This window comes from Rathayibacter sp. AY1F8 (assembly GCF_002932165.1).
Classification (GTDB): domain Bacteria; phylum Actinomycetota; class Actinomycetes; order Actinomycetales; family Microbacteriaceae; genus Rathayibacter.
Genome location: NZ_PSVB01000011.1, coordinates 90,355 through 112,822 on the forward strand (window position 1 = coordinate 90,355; position 22,468 = coordinate 112,822).

Sequence of the window (22,468 nt, forward strand, 5' to 3'; positions counted from 1 at the left end):
CGAGGAGAGGAGGTGATCACATGAACCGGATCCTCGATTTCCAGACCCTCGAAGGTGAGGCCGACGCGCACGACGCCGCGCGCGTCAGCACCTTCAGCGTCATCTCGCCGTGCCCGGGCTGGCCCAGCTCGATCACGTGGGGCAACTGCTGATAGTCGCTACCGGGCGCCCGCGATCCAGCATGACGTGGATCGCGGGCGTCTCACGAGTAAGACGTCCCCACCTTCGTCGAGGAGAAACGCTCATGATCCCCACTCTCCAGGCTCGAGCCGTCGAGCAGGTCATCACCGTAGGCCGGCAGCGGACGACCGTCCTGCGGGGCTGCGACATCGATCTGGAAGGGGGCGGGCTCACCGCTGTCGTCGGCCGCTCCGGCTCCGGCAAGTCCTCTCTCCTGATGTGCCTCAGCGGACTGGACCGGCCGACGTCCGGCGTCGTCGAGGTCAACGGCCGGGACGTGAACAGGCTGTCAGCGGCCGATCGCGCTCGCATGCTCCGCGCCCAGATCGGGTTCGTGTTCCAGCAGTACAACCTCGTGCCCTTCCTCGATGTCGAGGAGAACATCGCGCTCCCCTTCAGGCTCGACCGATCACCCGTGCCGCACGACCTGATCGGTGGACTCGTGGAATCGTTCGGCCTGCGCGACCGGCGCCGTGCGCCGGCGCGAACGCTCTCGGGAGGTGAGCAGCAGAGGACCGCTCTCTGCCGCGCCCTTGCACGGCGGCCCGGCATCGTCTTCGCCGACGAGCCGACCGGCGCCCTCGACTCGCAGAGCTCGCGGGTCGTCCTGTCGACTCTGAGGACGATGGCGGACGAGGGCCAGATGATCGTGATGGTCACGCACGATCTCGACGCCGCAGCCCTCGCGGACACGGTCGTGGTGATGCACGATGGTCGGACCGTGCGGACGACCGGACGCTGCACCAGCCATGAGCTGCTGAGCATCCTCGAAGAGGCCGGGGCCTGACTCGTGTCCCGTTACGTCGTACGCCTGTTCGCCGACGAGTGGCGCCGATGGTCTCCCGCGATCGCTGTGGTCGCCCTGATGGCGACGCTGATCGGGTTGTGCGTTCAGCAGTTCGCCTGGACCGGCGACCCCGCATTCACCGCCGCTGTCACGGAGGCCGGCGTCGCGCTCGGGGAGTTCCGGATCCTCTCGATCACGATCTACACTGTCGTGGCGCTCGTCGGCTGGGTCGCCCTGACGATCGTCGGCCGAGCGAGCGTTCTGGCCACAGGACGCACGCACGCGCTCTGGCTCCTGCTGGGCGCCTCCCGAGCCCAGGTGTTCGTCGTCACTCTCCTCGTGCTCGGCATCGCGAGTCTCCTCGGCGCCGGCATCGGAGCGCTCCTCTCGACACTGCTGGCGTTCTGGACGGTTCCCGCATTCAACGGTGCCGTCTCGTCCGAGGTCGATCTTCCGAGCTTCTCGCTCGCGCCCTGGGCTCCGGTGGTCACGCTGGCGCTCGGCACGCTCACCGCTCTGGCGGGCGGAGTCCTGCCCGCGCGCCGCGCCGCCCGCACGCCGCCGAGCGCCGCGCTGCGTGAAGTCGGGAGCGGTCGACCGGGTACGGCGATGCGCGCGGTGCGGATCGGCTGCGGCATCGCCCTCCTCCTCATCGCCTCCGGCCTTGTCACGGCATCCGCCTCTGCTCGAGAACTCGGAGCGACCGGACCGGCGCCGATGTTCAACCTGGCCGTCGACGTGGGAGGCAGCGTCCTCGTGGCCGTCTACCTCCTCTGCCCGGAGGTGATCGCGCTCGTCTTCCGGGCTCTGCACGCGCTCTCCGCCCGATCGGGTCTCGTCGTCGCGGCTCTCGGAATCCGCGCGGCAGCAGCCCGGGTGCAGGTCAGCACCGCCACGATCGCGCCGCTCACGGCAGGGCTGGGGGCGATCGCCGTGCTCCTGTGCGCGGTGGAGTCCGTCGTCGCCATGACGACGGCGGTCCGGCCCGGGACCCGCGCCGATCTCACCGATGTTCTGACGATCGTCGCAGTCGTAGCCGTGTCGATGCTCGCCACCAGCGCCACTGTCGTCGCTCTCTCTGCGCAGAACCGCGAGCGCGAGATCGCCCTGCTCCAGGCAGCGGGCCTGCAGCGCCGACAGATCATCGGGCTCGTCGTCTCCGAGAGCCTCGCGATGTCCCTCGCCGCTTCCACAGCAGCTGCCGCACCCGTCGCCGCCACCGGCGCGGTCTGCTGGCTCGTCAGTCGCGCAGCACTGGGCGAAGGGGTAGTGATCTGGCCGGTCCCGAGCGTCGTTCTCGGCCTCATCGGCTCGTGGATCGTGCTCTCGCTGATCCTCCTGATTCCCGCGCAGGCTCGGCTTCGCCGTCCCCCTGGACCGAGGTTGCGTGAGCAGGGTGTCTGACGTGATCACGGGTCGCGACGCACTGCCGCCTCGGGTTTCTGCGATCGCCGGACGGCTGCGACATCTCGCAGCTCTGCAGCCGTCGAGCGCAGCCGCGGAGCCGACAGGCCCCCGGCAGGTGCTCCTCCGGGATCCCGACGGGCGCCCCGTGCAGCACACCCTCGTCATCGCACCGCAGGAGTCTCTGGTGCTCTCGCCGGGCGCCGCCGCTTTCGCACTTGTGAGCGATCAGGACGGTGATGAGCATCACCGCATCCGCGTCGCCGTCGCGACCAGGAGCGGAGCCGTCGAGATCGTTCAGGACGAGCGCCCCGTCTCCCCGCGCATCCGATCGTTCTCGGACGGATTCCTCTGGATAAGGCGGAACGACGCGGGTCGGCCCTGGCAGGCGGTCTGGTGGCATCGCAGCCTGACGACTCCCCACGTGCTGCTCGAAGAGCCCGATCAGGCTCGGAGGCTCGATCTGCGCAGCGTCGCCGGGGCGATCGCTGTACTCGCATCGAGAGGGGCGCGCGACTCCCGGTACTGGGTGCTGACCGGAGAGGAGAGCAGTCCCCCGACGTGCCGTCGCCTCGACCTCGGCACGGAGAACGCGGATGTCTCCGCCTGCAGGGGCGGCCTCGCGGTCCTGTATCGACGGCACGGAGTCGTCCGGATGACCGGCTCGACGCGTCCTCTCGAGGTTCCCGTTCCGAAGGCCCTTCAGGCGGAGCACCTGCAGGAGGCCCAGGGTGAGCTCTTCGTACTCGGTCGGTCGTCCGGCAGGAGAGCGGTGTGGCTGCCCGGCGGCGGGGCAGACGCGCTCTGGCTCGCGCCGGCGGCCGGGACCCTTGTTCCCGCCGTCGATCCGATCACCCGCCACCCGATCATGCTCGTCTCCTCCCCTGCTCACCGCGCCCACTGCGTCACCCGTGTACCGGGTAAGGCACTCGCCACCGAGGTCACAGAACGGATGAAGGTCACGTCACTCACTGCGCCGAGCCGGGACGGCACCCTCGTCCCGCTCACCCTGATGACTCCTGACGGCGCCGACAGCTGTCCCGTCGTCGTCCACGTCTACGGCGCCTACGGCATCAGCCTCGAGGGGCCGTTCGATCCCTTCACGGACGACCTCCTCGCGCGCGGAGCCGCGATCGCCTACTGCCATGTCCGCGGGGGCGGAGAGAACGGCCCGGAGTGGCATCGGCAGGCGACCGGCCTCGGCCGCGAGCGCCCGATCGAGGACCTCCTCGCCTGCCTGGCGTTGCTTCGTGAGCTTCCAGGGATCGACTCGCACCGGCTCCTTCTCACCGCGGCGAGCGCGGGCGCGCTGGTCGCTGCGACGGTCTGCCTCCGTCGCCCCGCAGAACTCCGTGGCCTCCACCTCGTGCATCCCTTCCTCGATCCCGTCGGCGCGCTCGATGATCGCTCCGCAGCCGCGGCGGCGTCCGACCGTGAGGAGTTCGGTGACCCTGACTGGATCCTCGCGAGCGGGCTATCTCCACTCGCGACGATCGCCACAATGGTGGGGCGGAGCCGACCGCTTCCGCGCGCGTGGATTCGAGCCGGTCTCCGCGATGCCCGAGTCGACGCGTCGGCGATCGCGGAATTCGCAAGCGCCTACCGGGCAGTGGCTGAGCGCGACGATCCCGCGCACGTCGTCCTCCGTGCGACCTCGGGCGGTCACCTCAGCGGACTGACGCCCGAGGAGTCCCACCAGGAGAACGTCCTCGCTCACGCCTGGACGCTCGACCTCCTCGGCCTGGCCTGACCCGTCGAGCGCAAGGACGAGGGCGATCGTTCCGGCGGGAGCCGATCTCGTCCAGGCGAGAACTGCCCTACGGCGTCACTGGCCGGCACCCGACACCCCGCCCGCCGAGCCGTGCGGCATCGCCACGCACCGCCACAACGAGAACCCGGTGACCGCGGAGGCGTGCTCTCCCGACTCCGTCGCCGCCGGCCCCCACTCCTGCAGCTGTGTGCATCCGTCCGCCACCACGGCCTTCCGCACCGACTCGGTCGGTGGCGCCGAGTTCTTCAGAACCAGCAGAGGCGTGCGTCCTGCCGCGATCATCCCGGCGACGTCCTGCTCGGTGAAGACCCGCGCCTGGCCGGAGTAGCCGCCGTCGGTGAGCACGCTCGCGCCGGTCGCCGTGATGATCGGCGCCGAGATCGCCCAGGAGTCGGTGAGGAACAGGGGCGCTCCGTCCACCCCGCCGCCGGCGGCACGAGCAGCGGCGACCAGTGCGGTCTCGTCGGCGGTCATCGAGTCGTGCCCGCCGACCGCGTCCGGCGACGAGACCGCGAACGGAGCCGAGGTCTCGGCCCTCTGCGGGAAGCGCAGGCCGACGAGCGCGTCCCCGCCCGACCCGTCGAGGGACGCGTCGAGCACCTGGAGGCTGAACGCGATCGGCCCTGCCAGGATCACGACGGCCGCTGCGAGCGCGATCGAACGATGCCGGGCCGCGCCTCTGCTCGCCGCCGCACCGCCCCTACTCCACCGGGCCGCCACCGCGACCACGACGAGCCCTGCTCCGGCGAGCGCCGCGAGCGGCAGGCCCAGCACCGACGGCAGCTGCCCGCCCACGGCGAGCGCCGCGCTCCACGCCGTCTGCCCGACCAGGAGGAGCGGCAGCACCAGCCGCGCGCCGACCCGGGGCGACGCGAGCAGCCGCACCCCCTCCGCCCAGCCCAGCGCGGCGAGGAGCGCCAGCTGCACGCCGATCGCCGCGACGTACGCCATGTGCGGCACCGTCGCCACCGAGAGCACGCCCGCCGCTGTCACCAGCCACACCGCGAGGCAGACCAGGAGGGCGAAGGCACCGCGGGCACCTCCCCGCCTCCCCCGCCGCGGCCACCAGCGCACGGCGCCGAGCACCAGCCCGGCGAGCGCCGCGGGATACAGCCAGCCGACCTGCGTCGCGTACTGCGCCAGCAGCAGCTTGGCCGGCGAAGACCCCGCTGCTCCGCCCATCGTCGCCACGTGGGCGGAAGCGACGACGGCGCCGGGCACCGCTCCTGGGATCAGCCGGTCGAGCCCGTTGAACCCGAACACCATCGCGAAGACGTCGTTCCCCGTCGACCCGTCGATGTAGGGCCGGTCCCCTGCCGGCACCGCCTGCATCGCGACCATCCACGCCACCGAGGCGCCCACCGCGACGGCCAGGAGCCCGCCCGCACAGGCGAGCGCTCGGCGCCACCCGCGCACCCCGACGAGAGTCGCCACCACGAGCGCCGGCAGGACGAACCAGGCCTGCATCATCTTCGCCTGGAAGCCGATCCCGATGGACAGCCCGGTCATCAGCAGCGGCCACCACCGCTCCGTCAGCACCGCGCGCTGCCACCACACCAGCGCCACGGCGAGTGCCGCCGTGAGCAGCCCGTCCTCCATCGGGTGCCCGAACATCGACACGAGGATCGGCGTGCTCGCCGCCGCTGCCGCCGCGACCAGCCCGAGCCCCCGGCCGCCCCACCGGAGCCCGACGACCGAGCACGCAGCGACCGTGATCAGCCCCTCGATCAGCTGCGGCAGCGCGATCGACGACGTCGACATGCCGAACAGCCGGATGCTCAGCGCCTGCGGCACCGCGAACCCCGCCAGCTTGTCCAGCGTCACCGTGGCGGCGGGATCGAAGGCTCCGAACGCCAGCGCGTGCCACGACTCCGACATCGACCGTGCCGCCGCCTCGTAGAAGACGGCGTCTCCGCCCCGGGCGAGATTCCAGCCGGTGAGGGCCGTCGAACCGCACAGGATCGCGAGGAGCGTGAGCCGCGCCCACCAGCGTTCGCGCCACCAGCGGGCGAGCGGAGCGGAGTGGGTCACGTCCACCGACGCTAGGGAGCCGGCCTGCCGCCGCCCTTGCGGGCGGTCGGGGAGACGCCGTGCATGCCGCTCCGGCCTCTCAGTCCGGACGCCGCCGGCACGGCCGACGACCAGGAAGGGTGCCGCGCCGCCCCGGTCACCCTCTAGGGTGCGGACATGCCCCGCTCCATGGCCGACCTCTCCTTCCGCCGCGCCCAGTGGGAGCAGCGCTACGCACCGCACGTGGCTGGGTGAACCGCTGGGTCGACGAGCTGCGGAACCCCTACGGACGCGGCTGGCTGCCCTACGTCGCGCCCCTGCACGGCGGAGTGGAGGCGCGCGTCCTCAGCGTCCTCCGCGATCCCGGCCCCGCCACTCAGGACGGCATCGGAAGCGGCTTCCTCTGCACCGAGAACGACGACCCGACGGCGGAGCTCATGGCCGGGCTGATGGACGAGGTGGGCCTCGCCCCCGCCGACCTGCTGCCGTGGAACGCCTACCCCTGGTACATCAACCGGGCCCCGAACGCCGAGCAGCTCGACGCCGGCGTCGAGACCGTCCTGCATCTGCTCGCGCTCGCCCCCGACGTCGAGGTGGTCCTCCTGCAGGGCGGCGACGCCGATCACGGCTGGCGGCGCCTCCTCAGGCGGCACCCGGCGATCGAGCGCGAGCGCGGCCTCACGGTGATCCGCACCTTCCATCCGTCGCGACAGGCGCTCTGGGCACGGGATCCCGCCGAGCGGGAGGCGCGCTCCGCTCGACGTCGCGTGGCTTTCGCCGAGGTCGCCGCAGCGCTCCGGTGAGCGGTCCGCAGCGTCACGACGAGGCCCGGAAACGACGGAAGCCCTGACGACGACCAGTGGTCTCATCAGGGCTTTCCGTCGGGCTGACAGGATTTGAACCTGCGACCCCTTGACCCCCAGTCAAGTGCGCTACCAAGCTGCGCCACAGCCCGTGGCAGACCGGGCCGAGGCCCGGGCAACTCGACTACCTTAGCGGATGCCGACGCCGGAAGTGAAAACGAGCGGGCCCCGTAGACTCGCTGGGCGGAACGCGTCGGCACGGGTCGACGCGCCGTCGGCAGCTCGGGAGGCGTCAGCAGTGGATGCGCGGCAGAAGCGATCACAGGTGGCCCTGCACCGGGCGATCGTCGAACTCGCGACCGGCCGCGACGTCGCCACCCTCACCGTCTCCGAGATCACCGATCTCGCCGGCGTGAACCGCTCCACCTTCTACGCCCACGCCTCGTCCGCCGCGGAGCTGCTCTGCGCCGCCCTGCAGGACGAGCTCGACGCGATCCGGGAGGGCTACCTCCAGCAGCTCCGGAGCGGTGCCGCGACCGACGCGAGCATCCGCGAGGGCACCTCCCGCGTCCTCGGCCACCTGGACGGCCACCGCGACCTCTACCTCCGCGCCTTCGACGCCCCCGGCGGGGACTCGGGCCTCCGCGCGATGCTGGCAGGGCACTTCCGCACCGCCGTCTCCGCGACGCTCGACACGGGGATCCTCGACGTCCCGGCCGCGGACGCACCGCTCGGCTTCCTCGAGGACGCGACGGCCTCGTTCCTCGCGGCGGGCTCCGTCGGCCTGATGGAGCAGTGGCTCCGTCTGCCCGCGCCCCGCGATCCCGGCAGCTACCTCGCCGCCTACCGACGGCTCCTGCCGCCGTGGTGGCCCTTCGCCACCGGCGACTGACCGGCCTCGTCGGGCGCCGCTGCGCAGACGCTCGCCGAGAGAGTCGACCGCTCGGCTCGAGGGCGGCCGCAACTCCGCAAGCCGGACCGCGCGGCTCCTCGCTCCCTCTCGAGAGAGCTGTCCCGCTCGGCCGTGACGCCTCGGCAGCAGCATCCGCCCCCTCGGCTCGACGACCGCTCCTCCCGGAGACGCGGACGGCCCGCGGGAGGAGCTCCCACGGGCCGGACACGGTACGGCTGCGCTCAGCGCGCGCGCTTCTCGCGGACGCGCATGTTGACGTTCACCGGCGACCCCTGGAAGCCGTAGATCTCGCGCAGGCGGCGCGCGATGTAGCGGCGGTAGCCCGGGTCGAGGAACCCGGTCGTGAAGAGGACGAATGTCGGCGGGCGCGACGAAGCCTGCGTGCCGAAGAGCACGCGGGGCTGCTTGCCTCCGCGGAGGGGGTGCGGGTGCGCCGCGGTGAGCTCGGCGAGGAACGCGTTGAACTTGCCCGTCGGGATGCGCGTGTCCCACGACTCGAGGGCGAGCTCGAGCGCCGGCACGAGCTTCTCGAGGTGTCGGCCGGTGCGGGCCGAGATGTTGACGCGGGGCGCCCACGCCACGTGGGCGAGGTCGGTCTCGATCTCGCGCTCGAGGTAGCGGCGGCGCTCGTCGTCGAGGAGGTCCCACTTGTTGAAGGCGAGCACGAGCGCCCGGCCCGACTCCAGCACCAGGTCGATGATGCGGACGTCCTGCTCCGAGATCGGCTGCGAGACGTCGAGGACGACGACGGCGACCTCGGCCTTCTCGAGCGCCGTCGAGGTGCGCAGCGACGCGTAGAAGTCGGCGCCCTGCTGGAGGTGCACGCGGCGGCGGATGCCCGCGGTGTCGACGAAGCGCCAGACCTTGCCGGCGATCTCGACCTGCTCGTCGACCGGGTCGCGCGTGGTGCCGGCGAGCTCGTTGACGACGACCCGCTCCTCCCCCGCCGCCTTGTTGAGCAGGCTGGACTTGCCGACGTTCGGGCGGCCGAGGATCGCGACGCGGCGCGGCCCGCCGACCTCGCGCTTGGCGACGGCCGACTCCAGAGGGAGCTTCTCGACCACCGCGTCGAGAAGGTCGGCGACGCCGCGGCCGTGGACGGCCGAGACGGGGCGGGGCTCGCCCAGGCCGAGCGACCACAGCGAGGCGGCGTTCGGCTCCTGGCGGGCGTCGTCCACCTTGTTGGCGGCGAGGAAGACCGGCTTCTTCGTCTTGCGCAGCAGCTTCACGACGTGCTCGTCGGTCGCGGTCGCGCCCACGTTCGCGTCGACGACGAAGATGACGGCGTCGGCGAGGTCGATGGCGATCTCGGCCTGCATGGCGACGGAGGCGTCGATGCCGCGGGCGTCGGGCTCCCAGCCGCCGGTGTCGACGATGGTGAACGCCCTGTCGATCCACTCCGCCTTGTAGGACACGCGGTCGCGCGTGACGCCCGGGGTGTCCTCGACGACGGCCTCGCGGCGGCCGAGGATGCGGTTCACCAGCGCGGACTTGCCGACGTTGGGGCGGCCCACGATCGCCACGACCGGGAGGGCGGGGAGGTAGCGGACCTCGTCCGAGTCCTCCCCGGCGAACTCGAGGAGGTCGAGGTCCTCCTCGTCGAGGTCGTAGTCCTCGAGTCCGCTCCGGAGCGCCTGCGCGCGTGAGGAGGCGAGCTGCTCGTCGAGGTCGCCGAGGCGCTCGACGAGGTCGTCGTCTCCGAAGTTCAGCTCGTCGTCACCGACGTGCGTGTCCTGTGCCATGACCGGCCCTTGCTCTCGAAGTTCGGACCTCGGCGACGACCGCGTCGACGGTCTGCTCGAAGTCGAGATGAGTGGAGTCGAGAAGAGTGACTCCTTCTGCGGCGTTCATGAAGTCGACCACCTGCGAGTCGGCGCGGTCCCTCGACCGCAGCGCCTGACCCGTCGCCTCGGCGGATTCCGTGGTGACCTCGCGCGAACGCCTGGCCATTCTAGCCTCTTCGCTCGCCGTCAGCAGGATCCGGACCGGAGCGGTCGGTGCGACGACCGTCGTGATGTCGCGGCCCTCGACGATGATGCCCTCCCGACGCGTCTCGCCGATGATCCTCCGGAACAGCAGGGTGATCCTCCGACGGACCTCGGGGACCTTCGCCACGGCCGAGACGCGCGCGGTCACCCGGGGCTCGCGGATGGCGGCGGTCACCTCGGTCGGACCGACCCACACCGAGTACGACTCGGGGTCGGTGCCGATGGAGTAGTCGAAGCCGTCGAGCGCGTCGACGATCGCGTCCTGGTCCTCGAAGTCGAGGCCGCGGTCGAGCCCGTGCCAGGCGAGCGCGCGGTAGGCCGCTCCCGTGTCGAGGAACTCGAAGTCGAGGCGGCGGGCGGCAGCCCTCGACACGCTGGACTTGCCGCTGCCGGCCGGGCCGTCGATGGCGACCACGACGGCCTCGCCGAAGTCGCCCTGCTCGGCGGCCTCGGAGCGCGCCTCGCGCTCGGGAGCCGCGCCCCCGTCCTCCGGGATGCTCTGCTGTGCCCGGCGGGCGGGCGTCATCCTGTTCAGGCCGCCCTCCTGCCTGTTCTGCTCGGTGCTCATCCGGCGATCCTCCAGCCGCGTATGGTCAGTTCTTCGGTCAGCGGCGCGACCGCCTCGGGCACGACCGAGATCTCGGCGAGACCCACTCGGCGCCCCTGCGCGTGCTCGAGGCGCACGTCCTCGAGATTGACGCCCGCCTCGCCGATCTCCACCAGGAGCCGCGCGAGGGTTCCGGGAGAGTCGTCGACGAGGACGATCAGGGTCGAGAAGCGCTGGTCCTGGCCGTGCTTGCCGGGCAGGCGCGCCACTCCGGCGTTGCCCGCGGCGAGGTGCTCGGCGAGCACGCGGCGCGAGCCGGGCGCCTCGAGGTCGCGAAGCGCGTCGGCCACCGCGGCGACATCGTCGCGGAAGGCGTCGAGCACCGCGACGACGTGCTCGCGGTTCGCGGCCAGGATCTGCATCCAGAGCTCGGGGGCCGAGGCCGCCAGGCGCGAGACGTCGCGGACGCCCTGCCCGGCGAGGCGGAGCGCCGCGTTCGGGGCGTCGAGGAGGCGCTGGCCGAGCAGTGACGAGATCACCTGCGGGGCGTGCGAGACGAGGCCGACCGACAGGTCGTGCTCCTCCGGGTCCATCTCGACGATGGTGCCGCCGAGGTCGAGAGCGAGGCCCTCCACCCTTGCGAGCGCGTCGGGCGCGGTCTCGCCGTCGCGGCAGATCACCCAGGGTCTGCCGACGAAGAGGTCTCCCCGCGCGGCGACCGGTCCGCCGCGCTCGCGGCCGGCCATCGGGTGCGAGCCGATGTAGCGGGCGAGGTCGACGCCGCGGGAGCGCAGCTCGCGCAGCGGCTGGGTCTTGACGCTCGCCACGTCGGTGACGACGGCTCCGGGGTGCTCCGCGAGCTCGCGCTCGACGACGCTCGCGGTGACGTCAGGGGGGACGCAGACGACGACGACGGAGGGCCGGTCGTCGGCGGAGGCGGCGCGGCCGGCCCCGTAGTCGATGGCGAGGGAGAGGCTCGCGGGCGAGGCGTCGTCGAGGACGACGTCGATCCCGCGGGAGGCGAGGCCGAGGCCGATGGAGGCGCCGAGCAGTCCGGAGCCGACCACCCGCACCGTCCCGGTCGTCCGCATCGCGGGCGGCGCGGGGTGCAGGAGCTCGTTCACCCCGACAGCCTAGCGATCGGCGCGGCGCTGCTTGTCGGCGCCGGACCGGCGCGGAGGACCGTCGCTCCGCCCGCCGCCGGCGGAGCCGCCGCGATCGGACGACCGTCCCGCCGAGCCGCCGCGATCGGACGACCGTCCGGCCGATCCGCCGCGGTCGGACGACCGTCCGGCCGAGCCGCGCTCCGCCGGGGCGACGCGCTCGCCGCTGTCAGGCCGGGGCCGCCGCGCACCCGCGCTCGCCTTCTTCGAGGGGACCGCGGGAGCGGCCGCCACCGCCTCGCCGCCCTGCCGCGCGATCGTGAGCAGCGCGCCCAGCTCCTCCCGGGTCAGGTCGCGCAGATCGCCCGAGCGCAGGGTGCCCAGGTGCAGCGGCCCGAACTGGCGCCGGACGAGCTCGATCACCGGGTGGCCGACCGCCGCCATCATCCGGCGCACGACCCGGTTGCGACCGGAGTGCAGGGTGATCTCGACGAGCGAGGCGTTCGAGCGGCCCTCCGGCCGGCCGAGGAGACGCGCCTTGTCGGCGGCCACCGGTCCGTCGTCGAGCTCGATCCCGGAGGTCAGCGTCGCGATCGTCTGCGGGAGCACCTGCCCGTGCACCTTCGCGATGTAGGTCTTCGTCACTCCGAACGACGGGTGCGCGAGGACGTGGGCGAGCTCGCCGTCGTTGGTCAGCACCAGCAGGCCCGAGGTCTCGGCGTCGAGGCGCCCGACGTTGAACAGCCGCTCCTCGAAGTTCTTCGTGTAGAGGCTGAGGTCGGTGCGTCCGTTCTCGTCCGCCAGCGAGCTGACGACGCCGATCGGCTTGTTGAGCATCACGTAGCGGCGCGAGGTGTCCAGCTGCACCGCGACCCCGTCGACCTCGATCCGGTCGGTCGCCGGATCGATGCGGCGGCCGAGCTCGTCCGCCACCTCGCCGTTGACGCGGATCCGCCGCGCCACGATCATCTCCTCGACCACTCGTCGGGAGGCGACCCCCGCTGCCGCGAGGACCTTCTGCAGTCGTTCGCCGTCGGGGCCGCTGTCAGGCGCGCTCATCGAATCCGTCTCTTCCGTCGCTCAGTAGGGGGGAGATCTTCGGCAGCTCGTCGAGCGAGGTGAGGCCGAGGTGCACGAGCAGCTGCTCGGTGGTGCCGTAGAGGACCGCGCCCGTCTCGGGGTCGTGGCCGACCTCCGCGATGAGGCCGCGGCCGAGGAGGGTGCGCGCGACGGAGTCGACGTTGACCGCGCGGATCTGCGCGACCTGACCGCGCGAGACCGGCTGCTTGTAGGCGATCACGGCGAGCGTCTCGAGCGCCGCCTGCGAGAGCCGCGTCGGGTTCTGCGTCAGGACGAAGTCCTTGACCACCGGGTCGTACTCGCGGCGGACGTAGATCCGCCAGCCGGCACCGACCTCGCGCAGCTCGAAGCCCCGTCGGGTCGCCCCGTCGGCGCCGTCGTAGTCGGCGACCAGGCGCTCGATCGACTGGCGGACCACGGCGATCGGCCTCGACAGCGCGGTCGCGAGGGAGGCGAGCGGCTGCGGCTCGTCCGCGACCATCAGGATCGCCTCGATCGCCCGGTCGATCTCGAACGCGACGGTCCCGGGGCCGGCGTCAGGAGTCATAGTCGGCTCCGAGCGCGGCGAGGCTCGCATCGCTCCACTGCTCGGCGACCCAGCGCAGCGTGAGCTCGCCGAGCGGCTCCGGCTGGTCGAACGAGATCGCAGCGTGCCGGTAGAGCTCGAGCACGGCCAGGAAGCGCGCGACGATCACGCCCTTCTCGTCGGCGTCCGCGATCAGCTCGCCGAAGGTGGCCCTCCCGCGGGCGCGCAGCATCGCCACGACGTGGGCGGCCTGCTCCCGGATGCTGATCTGCGGGGCGTGCAGGTGGTCCAGGCCCACCGTCGGCAGCTCGCGCGGAGCGAGGGCGACGGTCGCGAGGGCGGCGAAGTCGGCGGGCGACAGGGTCCAGACGAGCTCCGGCTTCGCGGACCGGTACTCCTCCTCCAGAGGCACGTCGCGCACATGACGGGCGGTCTCGATCGCGATCCGCTCGGCGAACCACGACGACACCTGCTTGAAGGCCCGGTACTGCAGGAGCCGGGCGAAGAGCAGGTCTCGCGCCTCCAGCAGCGCCGCGTCCTCCGCGTCCACGAGCTCGCCCTGGGGCAGGAGTCCGGCGATCTTCAGGTCGAGGAGCGTCGCGGCGACGACGAGGAACTCCGACGCGCGGTCCAGCCCCTCGAGCGAGTCGATCCCGTGCAGGTACGAGAGGAACTCGTCCGTCACGGCGCTCAGCGCGATCTCGGTGATGTCGACCTGCTGCTTCGCGATGAGGCTCAGCAGGAGGTCGAACGGACCCTCGAAGTTGGTCAGCGCGAGGTGGAACCCGGTGGGAGCGGTGCGCTCCTCGAGGAGGACCTCAGGCGACCGCGCCACGCGAGATCAGCTCCCTGGCGAGCTTGCGGTACGCCTTCGCGGCGTTGTGCTCGGGCGCGAACTGGGTGATCGGGACGCCGGACACGCTGGCGTCCGGGAACTTCACCGTGCGGCCGATCACCGTCTCGAGCACGCTGTCGCCGAAGGCGTCGACCACCCGGTCGAGCACCTCCCGCGAGTGCAGGGTGCGGGAGTCGTACATCGTGGGCAGGATGCCGTCGAGCTCGATCACCGGGTTGAGCCGGTCGCGGACCTTGTCGATCGTCTCGATCAGCAGGGCGACGCCGCGCAGCGCGAAGAACTCGCACTCGAGCGGGATGAGGACGCCGTGGCTCGCGGTGAGCGCGTTGACCGTGAGCAGGCCCAGCGAGGGCTGGCAGTCGATCAGGATGACGTCGTAGTCCGCGCTCACCTTGCGGAGTACCCGGGCGAGGATCTGCTCGCGCGCGACCTCGTTGACGAGGTGGACCTCGGCGGCGGAGAGGTCGATGTTGGCCGGGATGACGTCCAGGCCCGGCACGCGGGTCCTCCGGATCGCCTCGGCCGGGTCCTTCACGGTGCCGAGGAGCAGGTCGTAGATCGTGATGGCGTCGTAGGTCGTGACCCCGAGGCCGGCCGAGAGGGCGCCCTGCGGGTCGAAGTCGATGGCCAGCACACGGCGGCCGTACTCGGCGAGGGTCGCGCCCAGGTTGATGGTCGTCGTCGTCTTTCCGACGCCGCCCTTCTGGTTGCAGAGGGAGATGATCCGAGCGGGGCCGTGACCGGTGAGCTCCACCGGCAGCGGGAAGTCGCGCAGGGGGCGGCCGGTCGGGCCGAGCGTCGGGGCTTCGAGACCGGTGAGCTCGGCCTTGTCGTCCGTCTTGCGTGTCACCTGCGTCGTCCTCGCTTCCGTGGCGGCGTGCGCTCCCGCGCGGCCTCCGACGAGTGTACCGGCGCCCCGCTCCCCGGCCGCCGCGCCCCGCCGCGCGGGTCCGCGGCTCTAGCGCCGCGCTCGCGGGTGCGCGGACGTGTAGACGTCCCGGAGCGTGTCCGCCGTCACCAGCGTGTAGATCTGCGTCGTCGCCACCGAGGCGTGCCCGAGGAGCTCCTGCACTACGCGGACGTCGGCGCCGCCCGCGAGCAGGTGGGTCGCGAACGAGTGCCGGAAGGTGTGCGGCGAGATCTCCCGGTCCAGCCCGGCCTTCTCGGCGACGGCGCGGATGACCAGCCAGGCGCTCTGCCGCGACAGGCGGCTCCCGCGGACCCCCAGGAAGAGCGCCGGCGTCGCGCGTCCCCTCCGCGAGAGCTCGGGCCGCGCACGCACAAGGTACTCGTCGACCGCCTCGCGGGCGAAGCGGCCGAGCGGCACCATCCGCTGCTTGGACCCCTTGCCCGTCAGCCGCACCACCTCCGCGGCGACCACGTCGTCGACGTTCAGGTCCACCGCCTCCGAGATGCGCGCGCCCGTCGCGTAGAGCAGCTCCAGCAGGGCCCGGTCCCGCAGGTCCGCGAGCTCCTCGCCGCGCGCCGCGTCGAGCAGTGCCGCCATCTGCTCGACCGTGACCGCCTTCGGCAGGGTCATCGGGACCTTCGGCGGCATCACGTCCCGGGCAACGTCGTCCGCGACGACCCCCTCCTCGAGGGCGAAGCGGTGCAGCCCTCGGACGCTCGAGAGGATCCGTGCGCGCGAGCTCGCCGCGAGCGGCCGCTCCGGGCGTGCGGCCAGCCAGGAGGAGAACTCCCCCACGTCGACCCGTCCGAGCTGCGCCAGATCGACGGTCCCGCGCTCCTCGAGCCAGCCGAGGTAGAGCTCCAGGTCGCGCCGGTAGGCCGCGAGCGTGTGCGCCGAGAGCCCGCGCTCCACGCTCGCCTGCCGGAGGTACGCCTCGGCGCAGGCGCGGGGGCTCACCCCCGGGGGTGGCGGACCCGCGGGTGGCGCGTCCACGGCGAGGACGCGTCGCCCAGCCCTTCCCAGTCGCGCGAGCGGAACGCGTGCGCCGCGAGCACCGCGATCGTCAGCGAGGGGTTCTGCACCCGGCGGGCGAGGACCGCCTCGACCGCCTCGTCCAGCGGCACCCACCGCAGCTCCATGTCGGCCTCCTCCGCCTCGCGGTCGAAGGCGGAGCCTGTGGACGAGAGCCCGCGGGCCAGGTAGATCCGGATGACCTCGTCGCTGCCGCCCGGCGAAGTGGCGAACTCCGAGAGCAGGTCCCAGCGCTCGGCCTGCAGGTCCGTCTCCTCGCCCAGCTCCCGCTGAGCGGCGACCAGCGGATCCTCGCCCTCCACGTCGAGCAGGCCGGCCGGGATCTCCCACTCGCGGGTGCGGACCGGGTGCCGGTACTGCTTGATCAGGGCGACGCGGTCCTCGTCGTCGAGGGCCAGCACCGCGACGGCTCCCGTGTGATCGAGGAACTCCCGGCGCAGCTCGCCGCCGCCGTAGCGGAACGTCTCCGCGCGGACGCCCCAGACCATCCCGTCGAAGACGCGCTCACTGGTCAGGACCTCCGGCTCGACGAGCTCGTCCGACAGCGGCTCACTCATCGGCGCCCGCCTCCGATGCCGGGAAGAGGCGCGAGGCCTCCTGGCGCTCGAGGGCGGCGGTCACGAGGCCGCGGAAGAGCGGGTGCGCGGCGTTCGGGCGCGAGCGGAGCTCCGGGTGCGCCTGCGTGCCCACGTAGTAGGGGTGCTTCTCGCGGGGCAGCTCGACGTACTCCACGAGGTGGCCGTCGGGCGAGAGGCCCGAGAACCAGAGCCCCGCCTCGGCGATCCGGTCGCGGTAGCGGTTGTTGACCTCGTAGCGGTGACGGTGGCGCTCGGCAGCCTCAGGTGCGCCGTACACCTCGGCGACGATCGAGCCCTCGGCGAGCTCGGCCGTGTAGAGGCCGAGGCGCATCGTGCCGCCCATGTCCCCGGACGCGAGGATCTCGACCTGCTCGGCCATCGTCGCGATGACGGGGAACTCCGTCTCCGGATCGAACTCCGACGACGAGGCCCCCTCGAGGCCGGCCTCGTTGCGGGCGTACTCGATGACCATGCACTGCAGGCCGAGGCAGAGCCCGAGCGTCGGGATCCCGTTCTCCCGCGCGAAGCGCAGCGCGCCGAGCTTGCCCTCGATACCGCGGATGCCGAAGCCGCCGGGCACGCAGATGCCGTCGAGCTCGGAGAGCGCCTTTGCCGCAGCCTCGGGGTCCTCGAGCCCGTCGGAGGCGATCCAGCGGATGGCGACCTTCGTCTGCTGCGCGAAGCCGCCGGCTCGCAGGGCCTCCGTCACGGAGAGGTAGGCGTCGGGCAGGTCGATGTACTTCCCGACCAGGCCGATGGTGACCTCGTGCTTGGGCTCGTGCACGGCCTCGAGCAGTCGCGACCAGCCGTCCCAGACGACCTCGCCGGCCGGGAGGCCCAGCTGGTCGATGATGTAGGCGTCGAGGCCCTGCTCGTTGAGCATCTGCGGGATCTCGTAGATCGACGCGACGTCCTTGGCGTTGACCACGGCCTGCTCGTCGACGTCGCACATCAGCGCGATCTTGCGCTTGTTCGACTCCGAGACGGGCCGGTCGCTCCGCAGCACCAGCGCGTCCGGCTGGATGCCGATCGAGCGCAGCGCCGCGACGGAGTGCTGGGTGGGCTTGGTCTTCTGCTCGCCGGAGGCGCCCATGAAGGGCACCAGCGAGACGTGCACGAAGAAGACGTTGCGGCGGCCGAGCTCGTGGCGGACCTGGCGGGCCGACTCGATGAACGGCTGGCTCTCGATGTCGCCGACGGTGCCGCCGATCTCGGTGATGATGACGTCCGGCTGCGGGTCGTCCTCCGACTGGAGGCGCATGCGCCGCTTGATCTCGTCCGTGATGTGCGGGATGACCTGGACCGTGTCGCCGAGGTACTCGCCGGCGCGCTCGCGCGCGATGACCCGCGAGTAGATCTGGCCGGTCGTGACGTTCGCGGCCTGGTTCAGGTTGATGTCGAGGAAGCGCTCGTAGTGGCCGATGTCGAGATCGGTCTCGGCGCCGTCGTCGGTCACGAAGACCTCGCCGTGCTGGAACGGGTTCATCGTCCCCGGGTCCACGTTGAGGTACGGGTCGAGCTTCTGCATGACGACGCGCAGCCCGCGCGCGGTCAGCAGGTTGCCCAGGCTCGCGGCCGTGAGTCCCTTGCCGAGCGAGGAGACGACACCGCCGGTGACGAAGATGTGCTTCGTGATCTTCGAGGGGGCGTCCTGCCCGGCCGTCGAAGCGTTCCGGGTCGAGGACCCGGAGGAGCCCTCGGGATCCGAGGGAGAAGAAGAGGAAAGGCCCGCGTTCGTAAAGTCCACCACGGGGTTCCACCGTAACAGCAGAACGGCGGCGGCGGACCGCCCGGGACGGATCGATGTCGTCCCGGGCCGCTCGCGATCAGCCCCGCCGACTCGATTCGAGGAGCTCCCGCGCATGAGCGAGAGCGTTGGCGGAGTCGGTGAGCCCCGAGAGCAGGCGCGCCATCTCGGACACCCGCTCCTCGGAGTCGAGCTGCGTCACGGCGCTCGAGGTCACCGCGCCGTCCGAGCCCTTCTCGACGCGGAGGTGGTTCGTGGCGAATGCGGCGACCTGCGCGAGGTGGGTCACCACGATGACCTGCGACGTCTCGGCGAGCCGCGCGAGCCGTCGGCCGATCTCGATCGCCGCCGCTCCGCCGACCCCTGCGTCGACCTCGTCGAAGACGAACGTCGGCACGGGGTCGTTGGCGGCGACCACGACCTCGATCGCGAGCATCACCCGCGAGAGCTCGCCTCCCGAGGCTCCGCGGGCGAGGGGCCGGGGTGCGGCCCCGGTGTGCGGCTGGAGCAGCATCTCGACGGAGTCGCGCCCGTGGACGCTCGGCTCCCCCGCGGCCGTCACCTTCACGTGCAGGCGCGCATCCGCCATGGCCAGCGCGGTGAGCTCGTCGCTGACCCGCTCCCCCAGCTCGGCGGCCGCCGCGGTCCGCAGCTCGGTCAGCCGGGTCGCGAGGCGGTCGACGAGGTCCGCGTCGGCCGCGGTGTCGGCCTCGAGAGCCGCGATCCTCTCGTCGTCGCCGTCGAGCTCGAGCAGGCGGAGTCCGGAGGAGTCCACCAGGTCGAGCACGTCGTCCAGGGTCGGTCCGTAGGTGCGGGCGAGCAGGGACAGCTCCGCCCGCCGGTTCTCGATCAGCTCCAGGTCGTGCGCGCCGTCGAGGTCGAGCTCCGCCAGGTAGGAGGAGAGCCCGCCGGCGGCGTCGACGAGGAGCACCGCCGCCTCGCCGAGCGTCTGGACCGTCGGCTGCAGGGCGGCGTCGTGCTCGGCCGCCCGCTCCAGCACGCGCCGCGCCGTCTCGAGGAGCCCGAGCGCGTCCCGCCCGTCCAGCTCCTCGGACGAGATCGCCTCGCGGGCCTCGCCGGCGGCGAGCCGGAGCTGCTCGATGCTCCCGAGCCGGGCGGACTGCGCCGCGAGCTCGACGTCCTCCCCGCGCTGGGGGGCGACCACCTCGATCTCGGCGAGGGCGGAGCGGAGCCGTTCGGCTTCGCGGGCGCGCGTCTCCCGGGCCTCGGTGAGCGAGTCGAGCTCCTCCCGGTTGGCCCGCCAACGCTCGAAGGCGCTCGCGTAGTCGCGGAGGGCGTCGGCGAGACCGGGTCCGCCGAACCGGTCGAGCGCCTCGCGCTGCGCCGCGGCGGAGCGGAGGCGGATCTGGTCCGACTGCCCGTGCACGACGACCAGCTGATCGGCGAGCTCGCTTAGCACGCTGACCGGTGCGCTCCGGCCGCCGACGACGGCTCGCCCGCGTCCCTCCGCCGAGACGGACCGCGCGAGGAGCAGCTCCGGGCCGTCGAGATCGCCGCCGGCGTCGTGGACGCGCTCGGCGACCGGGCCCTCCTCGGGGACCAGCCAGCGCCCCGACACCCAGGCCTGCTTCGCTCCCGAGCGCACCGCGGACGCGTCCGAGCGCGCGCCCAGCACGAGGCCGAGCGCCGTGACCACCATCGTCTTGCCGGCGCCGGTCTCGCCGGTGACCGCGGTGAAGCCCGGTCCGAGCGGGAGCGTCGCCTCGGCGATCACTCCGAGGTCGCGGATCTGCAGCTCTTCGAGCATCGGGCCTTACTCCGTCTCCGCCGACCCCCGCCATCCGCGGATGGGGAGACCGAACTTGTGCACGAGTCGATCGGTGAAGGGGGCGTCGTGCAGGCGTGCGAAGCGCACGGGCACGGGCGAGCGCCGGTAGACGACGCGCGCTCCCGGCGGCAGCTCGTAGGCGCGCCGGCCGTCGGCCCAGAGGACGCCGACGCCGTCGGTCCTCTCCTTGACCTCGACGGCGAGGCTCGACGACGGGCCCACGACGAGGGGCCGCGCGAAGAGGGCATGGGCACTGAGCGGAACGAGGAGCATCGCCTCGACGGTCGGCCACACGACGGGGCCGCCCCCGGAGAAGGCGTAAGCGGTGGAACCGGTCGGAGTGGACACGACGATGCCGTCGCAGCCGAAGCTCGACAGCGGACGTCCGTCGACGCCCACCATGACCTCGAGCATCCGCTCGCGGCTGCCCTTCTCGACGGTCGCCTCGTTGAGCGCCCAGGTCTCGTAGACGACGGCCTCGTCGATCTTGACGCGCACCTGCAGGGTCATCCGCTCCTCGACCGCGTAGTCGCCGTCGAGCGCACGGGCGACGGCGTCGTCGAGATCGTCCCGCTCGCTCTCCGCGAGGAACCCGACGTGGCCGAGGTTCACGCCGAGCAGAGGGGCCGTCCCGGACCGGACGATCTCCGCTGCGCGGAGGATGGTCCCGTCCCCGCCGAGCACGAACACGAGCTCGATGGACTCGAGCGGGACGTCGGACCCGAGCACGGCGACGTCGCTCAGATCCGGAGCGACCGCGACGATGTCGCCCTTGTCGTCGGCGCAGAGGACGGGGTGGGCGCCGGAGTTCCGGAGGCGCTCGACGACGAGGACCGCCGCATCGAGGGAGTCCGTCCGTCCGGTGTGGGCGACGACGAGGATGTTGCGCTCGTCACGAGGGGACTGCATCGAGGGTGTGTCCTTCTGGTCGGTCGACAGCGGCGGACACGATCGCGTCATCCGGTGGTGAGCGCGGTGACCGCGTCCCTCCATTCTGTCGGAATCGTTCCGCGGTCGCGGTGGAGGTGCGCCAGATACTCGCGATTCCCAGCGCCCCCCGGGAGTGGCGACTCGGCCAGCCCGACGACGCCGAGCCCCAGGTCCCACGCCGACCACAGGACGTCCGAGAGGGCCTCGCGACGCAGCTCCGGATCCCGGACGATCCCCTCCCGCACTCCCAAGCGGCCGACCTCGAACTGCGGCTTCACCAGCACCACGAAGTCGGCGAGCGGATCCACGGAGGCGGCGACGGGAGGCAGAACCATCCGCAGGGAGATGAAGGACACGTCGGACACGACCAGGTCCGGGACGATCTCGGTCCTGGCGGCTTCGGCGAGCCGGGCGGCGGTGAGATCCCGCGCATTGAACCCCTCCACCACGTGGACGCGATCGTCGGACCGGATCCGGGGAGCGAGCTGCGCGTGCCCGACGTCGAGGGCGATCACCGAGGCGGCGCCGCGCTCGAGCAGGACCTGCGAGAACCCGCCCGTCGACGCCCCGACGTCGAGAGCGTTCCGGCCGGCGACTCGCACCGTCGCGAAGGTGTCGAGGGCGGCGAGCAGCTTGTGGGCGGCCCGGCTGACGTAGTGGTCGAGGCCGGCGACCGCGACGTCCTGATCGTCGCGGACGCGGATCGAGGGCTTCAGTGCAGGGACGCCGTCCACCGTCACCAGACCGTCGGCGATCATCCGAGCGGCATGGGTGCGGGACCGGGCGATGCCCCGTTCGGCGAGAGCCGAGTCGAGTCGCGAGTCTTCGGTCATCGGTCGCGGTCGGCGTTCTCGAGTCGGATGCGCAGCTGCTCCTGCAGCTGGACGTATCCGGCTGCCCTCTCGTTGAGCGGAGTCTGCTCGATCCGGAGGAGCTCGTCTGACAGGACGTGTTCCTCCACGGCGTCGAAGCCGTTCTGGAGCGGCCTCGATTCCGGAGAGGGCGTCGGGTCGTGCTGAGTCATCGCTGCTCCTCGTTCCGGAGTCGGGCGACGACGGTCATCGTCGCTCCGGCCGGCCCTGTTCCTCCTCGAACAGAGACCGACCGGTTAAACAGCGATGGCCACCCATTTCTGGGTGGCCATCGTGAATGGTGTCCGGCGGTGTCCTACTCTCCCACAGGGTCCCCCCTGCAGTACCATCGGCGCTGAGAGTCTTAGCTTCCGGGTTCGGAATGTGACCGGGCGTTTCCCTCTCGCTATGGCCGCCGTAACCCTGGCGACACACGCACCCGAGGGCACATGGTCAAATCTGGGTTACACGCCGTGCGTGTATTCAATTGTTCCGCTCCTCCCGAAGGAGGATGCGGGGTGCCCGTCTTCTGGGAACCACAAAGTGGACGCAAGCAATCTCTGGCCACTCCTACCAGCCTTTACAACGGTATGAGTGTAGTGATTATCAAGTTATCGGCTTATTAGTACCGGTCAGCTCCGACAGTCTTTAGTCCTGTCTTCC

Annotated in this window: 20 protein-coding genes, 1 tRNA gene, 1 rRNA gene and 1 pseudogene; 6 read left to right on the forward strand and 17 right to left on the reverse strand. The window is 71.9% G+C overall.

Annotation, left to right across the window (positions count from 1 at the left end; translation table 11 throughout):
* The first annotated feature begins 20 nt into the window (after positions 1-20).
* The 4 genes from C5C35_RS17250 to C5C35_RS10080 all read left to right on the forward strand — a co-directional run bounded on the left by C5C35_RS17250 (position 21) and on the right by C5C35_RS10080 (position 4,121).
* Complete coding sequence (locus C5C35_RS17250) at positions 21-152, forward strand: hypothetical protein (RefSeq protein ID WP_258059251.1); 132 nt, start codon at positions 21-23, stop codon at positions 150-152.
* Between the two features lie 92 nt (positions 153-244).
* On the forward strand, positions 245-967 hold the full coding sequence (locus tag C5C35_RS10070; RefSeq protein WP_104225415.1) for an ABC transporter ATP-binding protein: 723 nt from the start codon (positions 245-247) through the stop codon (positions 965-967).
* A gap of 3 nt (positions 968-970) precedes the next feature.
* Complete coding sequence (locus tag C5C35_RS10075) at positions 971-2,371, forward strand: FtsX-like permease family protein (protein ID WP_104247176.1); 1,401 nt, start codon at positions 971-973, stop codon at positions 2,369-2,371.
* Positions 2,372-3,323: 952 nt separating this feature from the next.
* Entirely contained in the window at positions 3,324-4,121 is a 798-nt protein-coding gene (locus C5C35_RS10080) for a prolyl oligopeptidase family serine peptidase (RefSeq protein WP_181065470.1), read from the forward strand.
* A 75-nt stretch (positions 4,122-4,196) separates the two neighbouring features.
* On the opposite strand, the gene C5C35_RS10085 is transcribed toward C5C35_RS10080, so the two are convergent.
* Entirely contained in the window at positions 4,197-6,173 is a 1,977-nt protein-coding gene (locus tag C5C35_RS10085; RefSeq protein ID WP_104263039.1) for a glycosyltransferase family 39 protein, read from the reverse strand.
* A gap of 230 nt (positions 6,174-6,403) precedes the next feature.
* On the opposite strand from C5C35_RS10085, the gene C5C35_RS10090 reads away from it, so the two are divergent.
* A complete protein-coding gene (locus C5C35_RS10090) occupies positions 6,404-6,955 on the forward strand; it encodes a uracil-DNA glycosylase (RefSeq protein WP_219814163.1) in 552 nt (183 codons plus the stop codon).
* 78 nt (positions 6,956-7,033) lie between these two features.
* Here C5C35_RS10090 and C5C35_RS10095 read toward each other — a convergent pair.
* A tRNA-Pro gene (locus tag C5C35_RS10095) sits at positions 7,034-7,107 on the reverse strand.
* A 173-nt stretch (positions 7,108-7,280) separates the two neighbouring features.
* Between C5C35_RS10095 and C5C35_RS10100 the strand changes: the two genes are divergently transcribed.
* Complete coding sequence (locus C5C35_RS10100) at positions 7,281-7,847, forward strand: TetR/AcrR family transcriptional regulator (RefSeq protein ID WP_104225419.1); 567 nt, start codon at positions 7,281-7,283, stop codon at positions 7,845-7,847.
* 242 nt (positions 7,848-8,089) lie between these two features.
* Here the strand turns inward: C5C35_RS10100 and der are convergent, their stop codons facing one another.
* The 15 genes and pseudogenes from der to rrf form a co-directional block, all read right to left on the reverse strand.
* On the reverse strand, positions 8,090-9,610 hold the full coding sequence (gene der, locus C5C35_RS10105; RefSeq protein ID WP_104263035.1) for a ribosome biogenesis GTPase Der: 1,521 nt from the start codon (positions 9,608-9,610) through the stop codon (positions 8,090-8,092).
* Entirely contained in the window at positions 9,585-10,424 is an 840-nt protein-coding gene (gene cmk / locus C5C35_RS10110) for a (d)CMP kinase (RefSeq protein WP_244229618.1), read from the reverse strand. The genes der and cmk overlap by 26 nt, the downstream gene beginning before the upstream one ends.
* Positions 10,421-11,494 (reverse strand): prephenate dehydrogenase, encoded by a 1,074-nt coding sequence (locus tag C5C35_RS10115; protein WP_104247189.1) that lies wholly within the window; start codon positions 11,492-11,494, stop codon positions 10,421-10,423. Before C5C35_RS10115 ends, cmk begins: the two co-directional genes overlap by 4 nt.
* Before the next feature lie 300 nt (positions 11,495-11,794).
* A pseudogene (locus C5C35_RS10120) lies at positions 11,795-12,565 on the reverse strand (pseudouridine synthase); the annotation flags it as partial.
* Positions 12,552-13,133, reverse strand: coding sequence for an SMC-Scp complex subunit ScpB (gene scpB, locus C5C35_RS10125; protein ID WP_104247181.1), 582 nt, complete (start codon positions 13,131-13,133; stop codon positions 12,552-12,554). The gene scpB and the pseudogene C5C35_RS10120, both read right to left, overlap by 14 nt.
* Positions 13,123-13,947: a ScpA family protein gene (locus C5C35_RS10130; protein WP_104255454.1), complete on the reverse strand. Its 825-nt coding sequence runs from the start codon at positions 13,945-13,947 to the stop codon at positions 13,123-13,125. Before C5C35_RS10130 ends, scpB begins: the two co-directional genes overlap by 11 nt.
* Positions 13,931-14,818, reverse strand: coding sequence for a ParA family protein (locus C5C35_RS10135; RefSeq protein ID WP_104222502.1), 888 nt, complete (start codon positions 14,816-14,818; stop codon positions 13,931-13,933). The genes C5C35_RS10130 and C5C35_RS10135 overlap by 17 nt, the downstream gene beginning before the upstream one ends.
* 108 nt (positions 14,819-14,926) lie before the next feature.
* Positions 14,927-15,835: a site-specific tyrosine recombinase XerD gene (gene xerD / locus C5C35_RS10140; RefSeq protein ID WP_104225422.1), complete on the reverse strand. Its 909-nt coding sequence runs from the start codon at positions 15,833-15,835 to the stop codon at positions 14,927-14,929.
* On the reverse strand, positions 15,832-16,467 hold the full coding sequence (locus tag C5C35_RS10145; protein WP_104225423.1) for an NUDIX hydrolase: 636 nt from the start codon (positions 16,465-16,467) through the stop codon (positions 15,832-15,834). Before C5C35_RS10145 ends, xerD begins: the two co-directional genes overlap by 4 nt.
* Positions 16,460-18,124 (reverse strand): CTP synthase, encoded by a 1,665-nt coding sequence (locus tag C5C35_RS10150; protein ID WP_104222604.1) that lies wholly within the window; start codon positions 18,122-18,124, stop codon positions 16,460-16,462. Before C5C35_RS10150 ends, C5C35_RS10145 begins: the two co-directional genes overlap by 8 nt.
* 190 nt (positions 18,125-18,314) lie before the next feature.
* Positions 18,315-20,003, reverse strand: coding sequence for a DNA repair protein RecN (recN, locus tag C5C35_RS10155; protein WP_104247183.1), 1,689 nt, complete (start codon positions 20,001-20,003; stop codon positions 18,315-18,317).
* Positions 20,004-20,009: 6 nt separating this feature from the next.
* Positions 20,010-20,933 carry an NAD kinase gene (locus C5C35_RS10160; RefSeq protein WP_104222498.1) on the reverse strand — a complete coding sequence of 308 codons (924 nt, stop codon included), beginning with the start codon at positions 20,931-20,933 and terminating at the stop codon, positions 20,010-20,012.
* 47 nt (positions 20,934-20,980) lie between these two features.
* Positions 20,981-21,787, reverse strand: a complete 807-nt coding sequence (locus tag C5C35_RS10165; protein WP_104222497.1) for a TlyA family RNA methyltransferase — start codon at positions 21,785-21,787, stop codon at positions 20,981-20,983.
* Positions 21,784-21,978 (reverse strand): hypothetical protein, encoded by a 195-nt coding sequence (locus C5C35_RS10170; RefSeq protein ID WP_104225427.1) that lies wholly within the window; start codon positions 21,976-21,978, stop codon positions 21,784-21,786. Before C5C35_RS10170 ends, C5C35_RS10165 begins: the two co-directional genes overlap by 4 nt.
* Before the next feature lie 130 nt (positions 21,979-22,108).
* A 5S ribosomal RNA gene (rrf, locus tag C5C35_RS10175) occupies positions 22,109-22,225 on the reverse strand.
* Positions 22,226-22,468: the final 243 nt, after the last annotated feature.

What these genes read in the sequence shown, in the direction of transcription:
- C5C35_RS10165 (WP_104222497.1), bottom strand. Translation starts at nt 21,787, where the DNA reads ATGACCGAAGACTCGCGACTCGACTCGGCTCTCGCCGAACGGGGCATC.
- C5C35_RS10080 (WP_181065470.1), top strand. Translation starts at nt 3,324, where the DNA reads ATGAAGGTCACGTCACTCACTGCGCCGAGCCGGGACGGCACCCTCGTC.
- der (WP_104263035.1), bottom strand. Translation starts at nt 9,610, where the DNA reads ATGGCACAGGACACGCACGTCGGTGACGACGAGCTGAACTTCGGAGAC.
- scpB (WP_104247181.1), bottom strand. Translation starts at nt 13,133, where the DNA reads ATGACTCCTGACGCCGGCCCCGGGACCGTCGCGTTCGAGATCGACCGG.
- C5C35_RS10115 (WP_104247189.1), bottom strand. Translation starts at nt 11,494, where the DNA reads ATGCGGACGACCGGGACGGTGCGGGTGGTCGGCTCCGGACTGCTCGGC.
- C5C35_RS17250 (WP_258059251.1), top strand. Translation starts at nt 21, where the DNA reads ATGAACCGGATCCTCGATTTCCAGACCCTCGAAGGTGAGGCCGACGCG.
- C5C35_RS10160 (WP_104222498.1), bottom strand. Translation starts at nt 20,933, where the DNA reads ATGCAGTCCCCTCGTGACGAGCGCAACATCCTCGTCGTCGCCCACACC.
- recN (WP_104247183.1), bottom strand. Translation starts at nt 20,003, where the DNA reads ATGCTCGAAGAGCTGCAGATCCGCGACCTCGGAGTGATCGCCGAGGCG.
- C5C35_RS10170 (WP_104225427.1), bottom strand. Translation starts at nt 21,978, where the DNA reads ATGACTCAGCACGACCCGACGCCCTCTCCGGAATCGAGGCCGCTCCAG.
- cmk (WP_244229618.1), bottom strand. Translation starts at nt 10,424, where the DNA reads ATGAGCACCGAGCAGAACAGGCAGGAGGGCGGCCTGAACAGGATGACG.
- C5C35_RS10070 (WP_104225415.1), top strand. Translation starts at nt 245, where the DNA reads ATGATCCCCACTCTCCAGGCTCGAGCCGTCGAGCAGGTCATCACCGTA.
- C5C35_RS10145 (WP_104225423.1), bottom strand. Translation starts at nt 16,467, where the DNA reads ATGAGTGAGCCGCTGTCGGACGAGCTCGTCGAGCCGGAGGTCCTGACC.